Below are 12,799 nucleotides of genomic sequence, written 5' to 3'. Positions count from 1 at the left end.
CGTTTTGGCGCGGGGACAGTCAGTCCCGCCGGGCGGCGGGCGCGGGGACGGGCAGCGCGTCCTGGGCGACGGCGAGGACCGTGCGCAGGGCGGCCGACGGATTGTCCCGCCGCCACGCGAGGGCGGCCTGAAGTCGCACCGGGGAGCCGGCCAGCGGCCGGTAGACCAGCCCGGTCTGCTGGATGTGCTGGCAGGAGGTGAGGGTGAGCGTCACGCCGACGCCGGCGGCCACGAGGGCGAGGATGGTGTGCGAGTCGGGCGCCTCCTGCACGATGCGCGGCCGGAAGCCCGCCTCCTCGCAGGTGCGTACGGCCGCGTCGCGCAGCGAGGACCCGGCGTTGGCGGGGAAGCTGACGAAAGGGTCGTCCGCGAGGTCCGCCGGGGCGATGGCGCTCAGGCCCGCCAGCCGGTGGTCCGAGGGGAGGGCGCAGACGAGTTCCTCCTCGGAGATCACCCGGGTCCGCACGCCGGGACGGTCGGCGGGCAGGCGGACGAAGCCGAGGTCGAGGGAGCCGTCGGCGACGCGTTCCAGCGCGACGTGGGCGTAGGTCTGGCCCTGCATGGCCAGTTCGATGCCGGGGTGGGCCAGGCGCACGGCGCGGGTGAGGAGCGGCAGCGTCTCGTGGCTGGAGGCGCCGGCGAACCCGACGGTGACCCGCCCGTACTCGCCGCGTCCGGCGGCCTTCGCGGCCCGGGTGGCGAGGTCGAGATCGCGGAGCACGGTGTGCACCGGCTCGAGGAAGGATCGGCCGGCGCTGGTCAGCCGCACCGAGCGGGTGTTGCGTTCGAAGAGCTGGACGCCGAGTTCCCGCTCGAGCTGGCGGATCTGCTGGCTCAGCGGAGGCTGTGCCATCTGGAGCCGCTTGGCCGCGCGCCCGAAGTGCAGTTCCTCGGCCACGGCGACGAAAGCCGTGAGGTAGCGCAGTTCCATCGTCGTTCCGGTCCGTTTCCATCGCCCGGGGCGACCTGCGGCGCACCCGGCGGCGCCGGGTCCACCCCTACATTCATCTCTCTGGCATCTTGATTCGACCTTAATTCGGTATTGGACACTAATCAATGGCGGCTGGCAGCGTGGAACGCCCGACCGCGACGCCGAGGAGCCCTTCGTGGACAAGACCATGACGATGCGGGAGGCCGTCGCGGCCTTCGTGCACGACGGCGCCACGGTCTGCCTGGAAGGCTTCACCCACCTGATCCCGACGGCCGCCGGACACGAGATCGTCCGTCAGGGACGGCGCGACCTGACGGTGGTGCGCATGACCGCCGACATCGTGGTGGACCAGATGCTGGCCGGCGGGTGCGTGTCGAAGCTCGTCTCCTCCTTCGTGGGCAACTCCTCGGCCGGGTCGCTCGGCGAGCTGCGCCGCCGGGTCGAGTCGGGCGAGCCGGAGCCGCTCGCGTTCGAGGAGTACAGCCACTACGGGATGGTGTGCCGCTACCTGGCCGGAGCGTCCGGCCTTCCCTTCCATCCGCTGCGCTCGTACGCCGGCAGCGACCTCCCGTCCGTCAACCCGGGCCTGCGCACGGTCGCCTCGCCCTACCCCGGGCCCGACGGCGAGCGGGAGCAGGTCTACGTGGTGCCTCCGGTGCACCCGGACGTGACCTTCGTGCACGCGCAGCGCGCCGACCGCAGCGGCAACACCCAGATCTGGGGGCTCACCGGCGTCCAGGCGGAGGCGGTGTACGCCGCGGCCCGGGCGGTGGTGGTGGTCGAGGAGGTCGTCGACGACGAGGTGGTGCGCTCCGATCCCAACCGGACCGTGATCCCGGCACACGCGGTGGACGCCGTCGTCGCGTGCCCCCGCGGCGCGCACCCGTCGTTCGCACAGGGCTACTACGACCGCGACAACGCCTTCTACCGGTCGTGGTCGCGGATCAGCCGCGATCCGGCGCGTCTGAAGGACTGGATGGCCGAGTGGGTGCACGGCACGACGGACCACGCCGCATACGTGGCCCTGCTCGGCGAGGAGCACTGGTCGGCGCTGGCCGTCGGAGAGGCATTCAGCCTCCCCGTGAACTACGGGCGGCGCCTGTGACCGCCCGCCACCGCGAAGGAGAACCGCCCATGCCATCCGCTCCCACGAGGGCAGCCGTGACGTCCTCGGAGCTGATCGCGGTCGCGGCGTCCCGCGAACTCGCCGCCCGGCGTACGGTGTTCGCCGGGATCGGGCTGCCGACGCTGGCCGCCTCGCTGGCCCATCTGACCGTCGCCCCGCGGCTGGAGATCGTCTACGAGTCCGGGGTGTGCGGCGCGCACCCCTCGCACCTTCCGGAGACCATCGCCGACGCCGTCCTGGTCACCGGCGCCGAGGCCGTCCTCCCCATGCCCGCGCTGTTCGGCTACGTGCTGCAAGGCGGCCACATCGACGTCGGGTTCCTCGGCGCGGCCCAGATCGACAGGTGGGGCAACCTGAACTCCTCGGTGATCGGCGACTGGCACCGGCCCGGAGTGCGGCTGCCCGGACCGGGCGGGGCGATGGAGGTGATGGCCGGTGCCCACGAGGTCTTCGTCGTGATGCGCCGCCACGATCCCCGGTCGCTCACCGACAGCCTCGACTTCTGCACCTCACCGGGGCCGGACCGGGCACTGCGGGAGGGCGTCACCCCACGCGGCGCCGGGGTCACGCGGGTCGTCACCGACCTCGGCGTCCTCGCCCGGAACGGGGCGGGCGACGAACTGACGCTGGTCGCCGTGCATCCCGGTGTGACCGTCGCCCAGGTGCGCCGCGCGACCGGCTGGGACCTGCGGGTGGCCGACTCGGTGACCACCGTCGAGCCCCCGACCGCCGACGAACTGCACCTGCTGCGGGACACCGTCGACCCCGACCGCGTGTACCTGCGCTGAACCGGCGGGGCCCGGCCGCACCGCGCGGGCCCTGCGCGCACCGACCGGTCCGGCCCGAGGGCCGGGCGCGACCACCGACCAGGAGGCAGGCACCGTGCTCGCACGCGACTTCGGACTCACCGGCACGCAGCGCGAATTCCGGGCCATGGCGGCCCGCTTCGTCGACGCCGAGATCGTGCCGCACGCCCGCGAATGGGACCGCGCCGAGCGGGTCGATCCCGGCATCGTGCACGCGCTCGGCGCGCTGGGCTTCCTGGGCCTGACGCTCCCCGAGGAACACGGCGGCGTGGACGCGGACATGCTGTCCTACACGCTGGTCACCGAGGAACTCGGCCGAGGTGACTCCGCAGTGCGCGGCATCGTGTCCGTCTCCCTCGGGCTGGTCGCCAAGACCGTCGCCGCGCACGGCAGCGCGGCGCAGCGGGCGGAGTGGCTGCCGCGGCTGGCCGCTGGGGAGACGCTCGGCTGCTTCGCTCTCACTGAGCCGGGAACGGGGTCGGACGCCGCGTCGCTGACCACCCGGGCCACCCGGGACGGCGACGACTGGGTGCTCGACGGGACCAAGACCTTCATCACCAACGGCTCGGTGGCCGGGGTGGCGCTCACCTTCGCCCGGACGAGCGACAGAGGCGTCACCGCGTTCCTGGTGCCGACCGATCGGCCGGGCTTCACCGCCCGCGAGATCCACGGCAAGCTGGGCCTGCGCGGCCAGGCCACCGCGGAACTCGCCTACGAGGGCGTCCGCGTCCCGGACGCGGCCCGCCTCGGGCCGGTGGACAAAGGGCTGGGCATCGCCCTCGGAGCGCTGTCCCGCGGCCGCGTCTCGGTGGCCGCAGGCGCGGTGGGGGTCGCCCAGGCCGCGCTGGACGCCGCCGTCGGTTACGCCACCGAGCGGACCCAGTTCGGGCGGCCCATCGCCTCGTTCCAGCTCGTGCAGGAACTCCTCGCGGACTCGGCCGTCGACGTTCAGGCGTCCCGGCTGCTCACCCACCACGTGGCGCGCATGGCCGACGCGGGGCTCGGGCCCCGGGACTACGGCACCGACGCCTCGACCGCCAAGTACCACGCCGCGGAGACGGCCGTGCGGGTGAGCAACAACTGCCTCCAGGTCTTCGGCGGCTACGGCTACATCGACGAGTACCCGGTCGGCAAGTACCTGCGCGACGCCCGGGTGCTGACGCTCTACGAGGGCACCTCGCAGGTGCAGAAGCTCCTCATCGGCCGCGCCCTGACGGGCGTCGACGCCATGACCTGACCGGTTCGGGACCACCAGGAGGGCCGGCCCAGGCGTCTCAGCGGCTGGCGGTCCGCCCGCCGCCGCGGCGCGAGCGGTGGGAGCGGCGGTAGCCGAACGGCCCGGGCAGGTCGTAGCTGGTCGTGCGGCGACCGGTGGAGGACCAGGTGTGCTTCGGACCACGCCGCGAGCCGACGGTCAGCGACCAGGACCGGCGGTTCAGGTTGAACCGCACTCCCGGCAGGATGCGGATGCTGCGGCGGAAGGTGATCGCCATGGCGTCTCTCTCCTCTCCGTGGGTCCGCATGTCGTCGCGGAACCCGCGTACACCGTGTCGCGTACCCGGTGTTCGGCGGAGTGCACCCGGAGGGCGACGGGTGTTCCGTGCCCGGTGCGGGTACGCACGAGCGCATGCGAGTGGGTGTGCTGGATGCGGGATCGAACACGGTGCGGCTGGAGGTCGCGGACCTCGACGGGGCGGTGCCGACAGGGGTGCACACGGCCAAGCAGCGGCTTCGGCTGGCGGAGTTGGTCGAGCGGGACGGGCGGTTGCCCTCGTGCGCGATCACCCTGCTGGCCGACGCGGTGGCCGACGCCCGCAAGGAGGCGGAGAGCTGGGGCGTCGCGGACCTGGACGCCTTCGCGACGGCGATCATCCGGGACGCGCCGAACCGGGACGAGGTGCTGAACGCGGTCCTGGCCGAGACGGGGCTGGAGTTGCGGGTGATGTCGGGGGAACGTGAGGCGGAGTTGACGTTCTTGGCCGCACGGGCCTGGATGGGCTGGCGGGCCGGGCCGATGGTCGTCCTGGACATCGGAGGCGGGTCGCTCGAGATCGCCTTCGGCGGGACCGGGGTGCCGGACTTCGCGGCCTCGATGCCGTTGGGCGCGGGTCGGCTGACCCGGCGGTACTTCGGCCGCGCCGACCCGCCTCCGAAGCGTGCGGTGAAGGCCGTCCGCTGCCGGGCAGAAGAGCAGCTGCGGGAGGTCTCCGCCCGCGTGCGCGCCGCGGAGCCGCTGACAGCCGTGGCGACGTCGCGTACGTTCCAGCAGCTGGCCCGGCTGTGCGGGGCGCCGCCCGCCAAGAAGGGCGTCCACGTGCCGCGTGAGTTGTCCCGCGCCGACCTGCGGAAGGCGGTGACGATACTGGCCGGCCTGCCGGCCGCCGAGCGCGCGAAGCTGCCCGGCATCAGCCGGCCGCGCAGTCGGCAGGCGCTGGCCGGTGCCGTGGTGGCGCACACCGCGATGCGGCAGCTGGATCTGGCTTCGGTCACCGTCTGCCCGTGGGCGGTGCGGGAGGGCCTGCTGCTGCAGCGCCTGGCGGAACTGGAGCGGTGAGCGTCGGAGTCGGCGGGCGGCCCCGGGACGGCCCGTCCCGGGGCCGCACAGGCCCACTGCGGAGGGAGCCGGCACCGGGGTGTGGCAGAGTTCGGGCATGAGTGTCACGGAGTCTGCTGTTCGGGATCGCCTGAGCGAGGTGCTGTCGCAGCGCGGCACCGAGATCGCCGACCGCTGGGTGCAGCTGCAGGTGGAGCGGTCCGGGCTGCACGACGGCCTGGTCGAGTCGGAGCTGCACGAGGATGCGGACGCCCTGGTGACGGCGCTGGGTTCGGCGCTCTCCGCCGGGCTGCCGGCGGAGCGCATCATCCTCGAGCACGCCGGGTTGCGCGACGTGGTGGTCGACCTGTCGCTGCGCCGGGCGCGGGCAGGCGCCTCACCGACGGTGACGTCGCTGGCGGTGATGCAGCTCAAGGAAGCCCTGCTGGAGGCCGTGCAGGAGGAGTTGGTCGAAGGCCGGCAGATGCTCGCCGCGGCACTGCTGGTCAGCCGCATCCTCGACGCCTCGGGCGCGCTGTGCTTCGAGACGTTCGTGGACGGGCGCGAGGAGATCATCCGGCGGCAGAGCCGTCAGCTGCTCGAACTCTCGACGCCGGTGGTCCGCCTGTGGCGCCAGGTGCTGGCGGTGCCGCTGATCGGCAACCTGGACACCGCGCGCAGCCAGGTGGTGATGGAGAACCTGCTGGAGGCCATCCAGCAGCACGAGGCGTCCGTGGCCATCATCGACATCACCGGTGTGCCGACGGTCGACACCTCCGTCGCGCAGCACCTGATGCAGACGGTGAAGGCGGTCCGCATGATGGGCGCGGACTGCGTCATCAGCGGCATCCAGCCGGGCATCGCGCAGACCATCGTGCAGCTGGGCATCGACCTGTCGGACATCCTGACCCGGGCCACCCTCGCCGACGCGCTGGAGACCGCGATGGAGCTCACCTCGCGGCAGGCGGATCCGCGGAGCGGCGCCCGTGGCTGACTCCCTCCCGGCGCGGCCCCCGGTGCCCTTCCCGGAGAACGCCGCGAGCGCCGGCACGCTGCCGATCCTCCGGCTCGGCGACACACTCGTCACCGGACTGCTCAGCGAACTCGACGACACCACCGCCATGGCACTGGCGGACGAGCTGACCACCCGGATCGTCTCCGACCGTGCCCGCGGGGTGCTGCTGGACATCTCCCGTGTGGAGATCATCGACTCGTTCGTGGCGCGCGCGCTGATGGAGCTGAGCACCATGGCCCAACTGCTCGGTGCGCGGGTGATCGTGGCCGGGATGCGGCCGCCGGTGGCCATCACCCTGGTGGAGCTCGGCATCGAACTCACCGGAGTGGAGACCGCGCTGAACGCCGAGACGGGTATGGCCGCGCTCGGCTGGCGGCAGACCTGGGAGGGCGCCCGGCCCGACCCGCAAAGCGACGGTGACGGCGAGAGGGTGACCGAGGAGTGACCCTCCCCGACGATCCGCGTGACGCGCCGCATTCCCGGTCGGGAGGCGCCCCCGGCCACCGGATCGGGCACCAGCGGACCGGGGCGGGAGCCTCGCCCGACTCCTCGTCGGAGTCGTACCCGGTGCGCACCGAGGAGGACCTGCTGGCGGTCCGGCACGCCGTGCGCTCCGCCACACAGGCGCTGGGATTCCGCCTGGTCGACCAGACGCGCGTGGTGACGGCGGCCAGTGAACTCGCCCGCAACGCCTACATCCACGGCGGCGGCGGCACGCTGACCCTGGAGTCGCTGCGCCAGGCCCGCGGCGCCGGGCTGCGGCTGACCGTGCGCGACGACGGGCCGGGCATCCCCGACCTGGAGGGTGCGCTGACCGACGGGTTCACCACCGGTGCCGGGCTCGGGCACGGCCTGGGCGGTGCGCGGCGCCTCATGCACGACTTCGAGGTGCGCTCGGCGCCCGGAAAGGGAACCGTGGTGACCGCCGTGCGATGGGCGGACCGGTGAACGGCCGCCGCGGGGAGCCGTCGCCGACGGTCGAGGTGCGCATCGACCACTACAGCGCCGTGCATCTGGCCGCGTCCCGGGCGCGGGAGATCGCGGTCCGTTGCGGACTGACCGGCCCGCTGCCCGACCAGGCCGGGGCAGTGGCCAGCGAGCTGGCCAGCAATCTGGACAAGCACGCCGTGGACGGTGTGGTGTACCTTCAGCCGGTCCCCGGGGTTCCGGGCCTGGAGATCCTGGCCGCCGACCGCGGCCCCGGCATGGCCGAACTCGCCCGGTGCCTCTCCGACGGGTACACCACCACCGGCACCCTCGGCACCGGGCTGGGCGCCGTGCAGCGGATCTCCGGCCGGTTCCTGGTGCGCACCGAGCCCGGCGAGGGCACGGTCGCGGCCGCGCGGATCACCGCTCCCGACACGCCGCCGGCAGTGAGGCGGACGGGCCTTGTCCGGCTGCCCGCCGAGGGCGAGGAGTTCTGCGGGGACGGCTGCGCCGTCGGCGGGGAGGCCGGGGCGCCGACGGCACTCGTCGTCGACGGGCTGGGCCACGGGGAGCCAGCGGCACTCGCCGCGCACACGGCGCTGCGCGCGTTCGAGGGACTGGCCGACCGCACGCTGCCGGAGATCGTGCAGGGGCTGCACCGGAGTCTGCGGCACACCCGCGGCGCCGCGGTGGGCCTGCTCCGCCTGTGCGAGGGCCGCGCCCTGTACTGCGGCGTCGGCAACGTGCGGCTGTGCGTGCTGTCCCCGCGCGAGGAGCATCGCCGGATGGACGGCCGCCCCGGCGTGGTGGGCTGGAACATCCCCACACCGCAGGTCCGCAGCGTGCCGCTGCGCACCGGCCAGGTGGCGGTGCTCTACTCGGACGGCATAGCGTCCCGCTGGTCGCACGCCCCCAGCCCGTTCCTGCTGCGGCTGCCACCGGAGCTGCTGCCGGCCGCCCTGGCGCACCGTCACCGCAAGTACCGTGACGACGCCACGGCACTCAGCCTGGGAGGACTGTGATGAGCCCGTCGGCCACAGCCCTGTTGTCGACCCTGCCGGACGTACGGAGGGCGGTACGGCGCCTCGCGCGGCTGCACGGGCTGCCCGCCGAGCAGCGGGCCCGGCTCACCCTGTCGGTCGCCCTGGTCGCCCGCCGCGCAACGGAGGCGGGCCATGGCGTACGGCTCACCGCGGAGGCCGGGCCGGGCGTCCTCACCGTGACGCTGGACGCGGGGCACGCGCGCGAACGCGCCGTCCCGGCCAGGCTGCCGCTGTCCGCCGAGACGATGGCGGACGGCCGTACCGTGTGGCGTCTGCCACTGACCGCGGACCCGGTCCGGCCTGTGGTGCTCGACGGCGCGGACGGCGAGGGTGACGAGGACGCGGCGGAGGAGGAACTGCGCGCCGTCCTGGACCGGGCGGACTCCCTGGCGGCCGAACACCGCAGGCTCACCCACGAACTCGACGAGACCAACAGCGGCGTCCTCGCGCTGTACGTCGAACTGGAGGAGCGGGACGAGCAGTTGCGCAGCGCCCACGGCCGCATACTGCGGGAGCTCGAGGACGCGCTGCGTCCCCCGCCGCTGACCGTCCCGGGGCTGGAGCTCGCCGTGCACTACGCCCCGGCCGACACCCACGCCCCGACCGGCGGCGACCTCTACGACTGGTTCACCCTCCCCGACGGCACCGTGCACATCACCGTGGTCGACGCGCTGGGCCACGGGGTGCGCAGCACCCGGGACGCCCTCAACGTCACGCACGCGGTGCGCACCCTTGCGCTGGAGGGGCATCCGCCGGCGACACTCGTCGAACGCGCCGGGGAGATCGTCTCGGGGGTGGACGCCGAGACGATGGCCACCGTGCTCCTCGCCCGGCTGGACCCGGCGACCGGGCTTCTGTCGCTCGCCAACGGCAGCCATCCGCCGGCCCTGCTGGTGCGGCGCGACGGCACCACGGAGTACCTGGAGGTACGCGGCCGCGGCGTCGGCTTTCCCCTCCCCGGCAGCGAAAGAACCCTCACCGTCGGCCTCGCGCCTGGCGACCTGGTGCTGCTGTACACGGACGGCCTCACCGAGAGCCGACGCGACCCGGTCGAGGGCGAGGCACGGCTGGTCACCGCGGCCGTCGAACACCGGGAGCGGCCCATCGAGGAGGTGCCCGGCGCCGTCGCCGACGCCATGCACACCGTGGTGCTGCATCCCGACGACACCCTCGCGCTGGCCATGCGTCTCCCTCACGAGGACGCATGAACGACCTACCCGCATCCGGACGGCGGCGCCGGTGCCCCGGGTCGGCGCCCGGGGCTCCGGCGCATGCGCGGCCGACAAGCGGGCATGCGAGACGGAGACGCAGACGGAACGAGACGCCCAGATGGAACAGCTCAGAAACCAGCGGCCGCCGGCCGACGCCCGGGAACCGATACCGCCGCCGGACACGGCGGCGGAGGCCCGGGAACGCGTCATCCACCTGCTGGAGCTGCACTTCGGCACCGCCGGCGCGGAGCTCCAGGACGGCACGGTCACGGTCGCGGACGCCCTGCTGGTGACCTCCGAACTGGCCACGAACGCGATCCGGCACGGCGGCGGGATCACCGCCTTCCAGGCGCGCATCCACCGCGACTGCCTGATCCTCACCATCGCGGACGGCAGCGACGAGATGCCGCGGCGGTGCGAGCCGTCGACGAACGGCACGCCCACTCTGGGCGGGTACGGCTGGGCCCTGGCCTGTCGGCTCGCCCGCCGGGTGACGATCGCCCGGCACGGCGGCGGCGGCAAGACCGTCACCGCGCACCTCCCCCTGCTGTGAGATTCCGCCGGTCCGTCCCGTGAACGACGCGTTCGGGCCGGTCGGAGACCGGGGACGTGTACGGATCGCTTTCCGGGGCAGGTCCTTCTTGTTGCCGTCCGACGACAGTTCACGAGGAGAGGGCCCGGAATGACTCCCGCGACCGAGATGTCCACGGTGGAGCCCCACGGGGCCGAGGCGGAGACCTCCGACGGCGACGTCGCCGGGCTCCCCCAGCTCGACGTGCCGAGCGCCGTCGCTCCCAAGGACGCCCGCCGGTTGTCACGGCTGTTCTTCGAGCGGCTGCGCACGCTGGAGGAGGGCACGCACGCCTACCAGTACGCCCGCAACACGCTGATCGAGATGAACCTGTCGCTGGTCCGGTTCGCGGCCGCCCGGTTCCGGCACCGCGGCCAGCCGGAGGAGGACATCGTCCAGGTCGGCACGATCGGTCTGATCAAGGCGATCGACCGGTTCGACCTCGACCGGGGCGTGGAGTTCACCTCCTTCGCCGTGCCGTACATCCTCGGCGAGATGAAGCGCTTCTTCCGCGACACGACCTGGGCCGTGCACGTGCCGCGCGCCCTTCAGGAGCTGCGAATCCGGCTGGCCGTCGCGGGCGAGGAACTGCTCGCCTCGCTCGGCCGGTCGGCGACGCCGCAGGAGCTGGCCGACCATCTGGGCATCGGCGTCGAGGAGGTCATCGAGGGCCAGGTCGCGGCGAACGGCTACACGGCCGACTCGCTGGACGGCGCCTCCGACGACGGGGAGGACGACCGCGACGGGCCCCGGCTCGCCGACCGGCTGGGCGACTGCGACCCGACGTTCGAGACCATCGAGTCGCTCCACGCGCTCAAGCCGTACCTGGCCCGGCTGGGGACGCGGGACCGGCGCATCCTGGAGATGCGCTTCGGCGAGGAGCTGACGCAGTCGCAGATCGGCGAACGGCTCGGCATCTCCCAGATGCACGTGTCCCGCCTGCTGTCGGGCTGCCTGAAGCGGCTGCGCACCGCGCTGGTCGAGGACTGACGCCTCGGCCTGCGCCCTCACCGGGACGTCATCGCACGGCCGCGGACCTGCGGGTGCCGGAGGGTCCGCGGCCGTGCAGCGTGCGGAACCTACCGGGCCTGGTCGCTGCTCTTCGCCGCCGCGTTCTCCAGGCGGAACGCCTCGTTGCCCAGGCCGATGCGGGCGTACGACTCCGGGCTGCGGGCCCGCAGCGCCAGTGCGGCTGCCACACCGACCGCACCGGCCACGAGCAGCACGCCGGGCAGGATCCAGCGCAGTGCCGATCCGTCCCCGGTGCCGATGAGCACCTCGAAGTCCGCTACGGCGTAGCAGAAGATGACCGTGAGGCCGAGGGCGGCAAGGCCGGAGCAGAGCAGCCTGGGGCCCTGGGCCGCGCCCGCGCCGCGCCGTACGAAGAAGGCGATGACCGCGACGGAGGCCAGCGCCATCAGCACGATGACGCCGAGCGCGCCGAGGTTGCCGAGCCAGGTGAACAGCCGCAGGACCGGGGTGGTGGGGTCGCCCACCGGCGTGTCGTCGGTGATGGCGAAGCCGACGACCACCAGGAAGGCGACGACGGTCTGGAGCAGCGAGCCGAAGGCCGGGGCGCCCGTCGACGCGGAGGCGCGGCCGATCCGGGCGGGGAGCAGACCCTCGCGGCCCATGGCGAAGGCGTAGCGCGCGACGACGTTGTGGAAGGCCAGCATCGAGGCGAAGATGCCGGTGACGAAGAAGAGGTGGAGCGCGTCGGTGAAGGTGCCGCCCAGGCGTGCGTCGCTGAGCACGAAGAGCAACTGCGGGCCGTGCTCCTGGGAGGCGCTCACCACCTTGCCGGGCCCGGTGGCGACGCTCATGAGCCAGGAGGTGAGGGCGAAGAACACCGCGACGCAGCCGACGGCGAGGAACATCACGCGGGCCACCACGGTCTGCGGGCGGCTCGTCTCCTCCGCGTAGACGGGAGCCTGTTCGAAGCCGACGAAGGCGGCGACGGTGAAGCACAGGGCGGTGCCCAGTCCGGCACCGGAGAGCGTGGCGGGGTCGAAGGCGGCGAGGGAGAGCCCGGACGGGCCGGGGTCGGCGGCGAACGCCAGGTCGACCACGACGATCAGCAGCACCTCGATGATCAGCAGCACGCCCAGCACCCGCGCGTTGAGGTCGATCTTCAGGGCGCCCAGCACCCCGGTCAGGGCGACCGCGACGAGGGCGGGAACCCACCAGGCGACCTGGACGCCGAGGTAGGTGTCCAGCAGCAGGGACGCCTCGAAGCCGAAGATGCCGTAGATGCCGACCTGCATGGCGTTGTAGGCGGCGAGCGCGACGTACGAGGCGCCGGCGCCGGTGAAGCCGCCGAGGCCGCGGGCGATGTAGGCGTAGAAGGCGCCGGCGTTGTGCACGTGGCGGCTCATCTCCGCGTAGCCGACGCTGAACAGCGCCATCACAACGGCCAGGATCACGAAGAGCAGCGGCTGGCCGGTGATGCCCATCACGGCGTACGTGGTGGGCATGACGCCGGCGACGACCATCAGCGGCGCCGTGGCCGCGAGAACGGAGAGCAGCAGGCCGACGGTGCCGATCCGCCCGGCCCGCAGGGCTCTGTGCTGCCCCTTGTAGGTGCTGATCTCTTCTGTGCTGCCCGTGAGCATGGCGGGTTCGGTTCCTCTCCGGTC

14 protein-coding genes are annotated in these 12,799 nt (G+C 73.2%); 11 read left to right on the top strand and 3 right to left on the bottom strand.

The genetic code is table 11. From position 1 onward, the window contains the following. Positions 1–19: 19 nt before the first annotated feature. A complete protein-coding gene (locus tag E4198_RS23235; protein ID WP_136184873.1) occupies positions 20–931 on the bottom strand; it encodes a LysR family transcriptional regulator in 912 nt (303 codons plus the stop codon). Between the two features lie 187 nt (positions 932–1,118). Here E4198_RS23235 and E4198_RS23230 point away from each other — a divergent pair, with 187 nt between their 5' ends. The 3 genes from E4198_RS23230 (at position 1,119) to E4198_RS23220 (ending at position 4,100) form a co-directional block, all read left to right on the top strand. Continuing rightward, positions 1,119–2,036, top strand: a complete 918-nt coding sequence (locus E4198_RS23230) for a CoA-transferase (RefSeq protein ID WP_136185578.1) — start codon at positions 1,119–1,121, stop codon at positions 2,034–2,036. 29 nt (positions 2,037–2,065) lie between these two features. Further along, a complete protein-coding gene (locus tag E4198_RS23225) occupies positions 2,066–2,845 on the top strand; it encodes a CoA-transferase (protein WP_136184872.1) in 780 nt (259 codons plus the stop codon). Positions 2,846–2,939: 94 nt separating this feature from the next. Continuing rightward, positions 2,940–4,100 (top strand): acyl-CoA dehydrogenase family protein, encoded by a 1,161-nt coding sequence (locus E4198_RS23220; protein WP_136184871.1) that lies wholly within the window; start codon positions 2,940–2,942, stop codon positions 4,098–4,100. 37 nt (positions 4,101–4,137) lie between these two features. Here E4198_RS23220 and E4198_RS23215 read toward each other — a convergent pair whose 3' ends face one another. After that, positions 4,138–4,356 (bottom strand): DUF4236 domain-containing protein, encoded by a 219-nt coding sequence (locus E4198_RS23215; protein ID WP_136184870.1) that lies wholly within the window; start codon positions 4,354–4,356, stop codon positions 4,138–4,140. A 134-nt stretch (positions 4,357–4,490) separates the two neighbouring features. On the opposite strand from E4198_RS23215, the gene E4198_RS23210 reads away from it, so the two are divergent. The 8 genes from E4198_RS23210 (at position 4,491) to E4198_RS23175 (ending at position 11,153) form a co-directional block, all read left to right on the top strand. Continuing rightward, positions 4,491–5,417 carry a Ppx/GppA family phosphatase gene (locus E4198_RS23210; protein WP_136184869.1) on the top strand — a complete coding sequence of 309 codons (927 nt, stop codon included), beginning with the start codon at positions 4,491–4,493 and terminating at the stop codon, positions 5,415–5,417. 97 nt (positions 5,418–5,514) lie between these two features. After that, positions 5,515–6,390 (top strand): STAS domain-containing protein, encoded by an 876-nt coding sequence (locus E4198_RS23205; RefSeq protein ID WP_136184868.1) that lies wholly within the window; start codon positions 5,515–5,517, stop codon positions 6,388–6,390. 22 nt (positions 6,391–6,412) lie between these two features. After that, entirely contained in the window at positions 6,413–6,856 is a 444-nt protein-coding gene (locus tag E4198_RS23200; RefSeq protein ID WP_136185577.1) for an STAS domain-containing protein, read from the top strand. A gap of 62 nt (positions 6,857–6,918) precedes the next feature. Then, positions 6,919–7,359, top strand: a complete 441-nt coding sequence (locus E4198_RS23195) for an ATP-binding protein (protein WP_136185576.1) — start codon at positions 6,919–6,921, stop codon at positions 7,357–7,359. After that, positions 7,344–8,360, top strand: a complete 1,017-nt coding sequence (locus E4198_RS23190; protein ID WP_136184867.1) for a SpoIIE family protein phosphatase — start codon at positions 7,344–7,346, stop codon at positions 8,358–8,360. The genes E4198_RS23195 and E4198_RS23190 overlap by 16 nt, the downstream gene beginning before the upstream one ends. Continuing rightward, complete coding sequence (locus E4198_RS23185; RefSeq protein ID WP_136184866.1) at positions 8,360–9,589, top strand: PP2C family protein-serine/threonine phosphatase; 1,230 nt, start codon at positions 8,360–8,362, stop codon at positions 9,587–9,589. Before E4198_RS23190 ends, E4198_RS23185 begins: the two co-directional genes overlap by 1 nt. 121 nt (positions 9,590–9,710) lie before the next feature. Then, the gene (locus E4198_RS23180) at positions 9,711–10,145 is read left to right on the top strand and encodes an ATP-binding protein (protein ID WP_136184865.1); all 435 of its coding nucleotides are present in this window, start codon (positions 9,711–9,713) and stop codon (positions 10,143–10,145) included. A gap of 129 nt (positions 10,146–10,274) precedes the next feature. Beyond that, a complete protein-coding gene (locus tag E4198_RS23175) occupies positions 10,275–11,153 on the top strand; it encodes an RNA polymerase sigma factor SigF (RefSeq protein WP_136184864.1) in 879 nt (292 codons plus the stop codon). A gap of 89 nt (positions 11,154–11,242) precedes the next feature. Here E4198_RS23175 and E4198_RS23170 read toward each other — a convergent pair whose 3' ends face one another. Then, on the bottom strand, positions 11,243–12,775 hold the full coding sequence (locus tag E4198_RS23170) for an APC family permease (RefSeq protein ID WP_136184863.1): 1,533 nt from the start codon (positions 12,773–12,775) through the stop codon (positions 11,243–11,245). Positions 12,776–12,799: the final 24 nt, after the last annotated feature.

The sequence above is a fragment of the Streptomyces sp. RKND-216 genome (assembly GCF_004795255.1).
GTDB classification, from domain to species: domain Bacteria; phylum Actinomycetota; class Actinomycetes; order Streptomycetales; family Streptomycetaceae; genus Streptomyces; species Streptomyces hazeniae.
The sequence above is the reverse complement of the archived record's forward strand: the minus strand, read 5'-3'. Positions and strand labels throughout refer to the sequence as shown.

Excerpts from the sequence above, each read along its gene's own strand:
- E4198_RS23225 (WP_136184872.1), top strand. The coding sequence starts at position 2,066 with ATGCCATCCGCTCCCACGAGGGCAGCCGTGACGTCCTCGGAGCTGATC.
- E4198_RS23210 (WP_136184869.1), top strand. The coding sequence starts at position 4,491 with ATGCGAGTGGGTGTGCTGGATGCGGGATCGAACACGGTGCGGCTGGAG.
- E4198_RS23230 (WP_136185578.1), top strand. The coding sequence starts at position 1,119 with ATGACGATGCGGGAGGCCGTCGCGGCCTTCGTGCACGACGGCGCCACG.
- E4198_RS23205 (WP_136184868.1), top strand. The coding sequence starts at position 5,515 with ATGAGTGTCACGGAGTCTGCTGTTCGGGATCGCCTGAGCGAGGTGCTG.
- E4198_RS23180 (WP_136184865.1), top strand. The coding sequence starts at position 9,711 with ATGGAACAGCTCAGAAACCAGCGGCCGCCGGCCGACGCCCGGGAACCG.
- E4198_RS23185 (WP_136184866.1), top strand. The coding sequence starts at position 8,360 with ATGAGCCCGTCGGCCACAGCCCTGTTGTCGACCCTGCCGGACGTACGG.
- E4198_RS23190 (WP_136184867.1), top strand. The coding sequence starts at position 7,344 with ATGGGCGGACCGGTGAACGGCCGCCGCGGGGAGCCGTCGCCGACGGTC.
- E4198_RS23235 (WP_136184873.1), bottom strand. The coding sequence starts at position 931 with ATGGAACTGCGCTACCTCACGGCTTTCGTCGCCGTGGCCGAGGAACTG.
- E4198_RS23215 (WP_136184870.1), bottom strand. The coding sequence starts at position 4,356 with ATGGCGATCACCTTCCGCCGCAGCATCCGCATCCTGCCGGGAGTGCGG.
- E4198_RS23175 (WP_136184864.1), top strand. The coding sequence starts at position 10,275 with ATGACTCCCGCGACCGAGATGTCCACGGTGGAGCCCCACGGGGCCGAG.
- E4198_RS23170 (WP_136184863.1), bottom strand. The coding sequence starts at position 12,775 with ATGCTCACGGGCAGCACAGAAGAGATCAGCACCTACAAGGGGCAGCAC.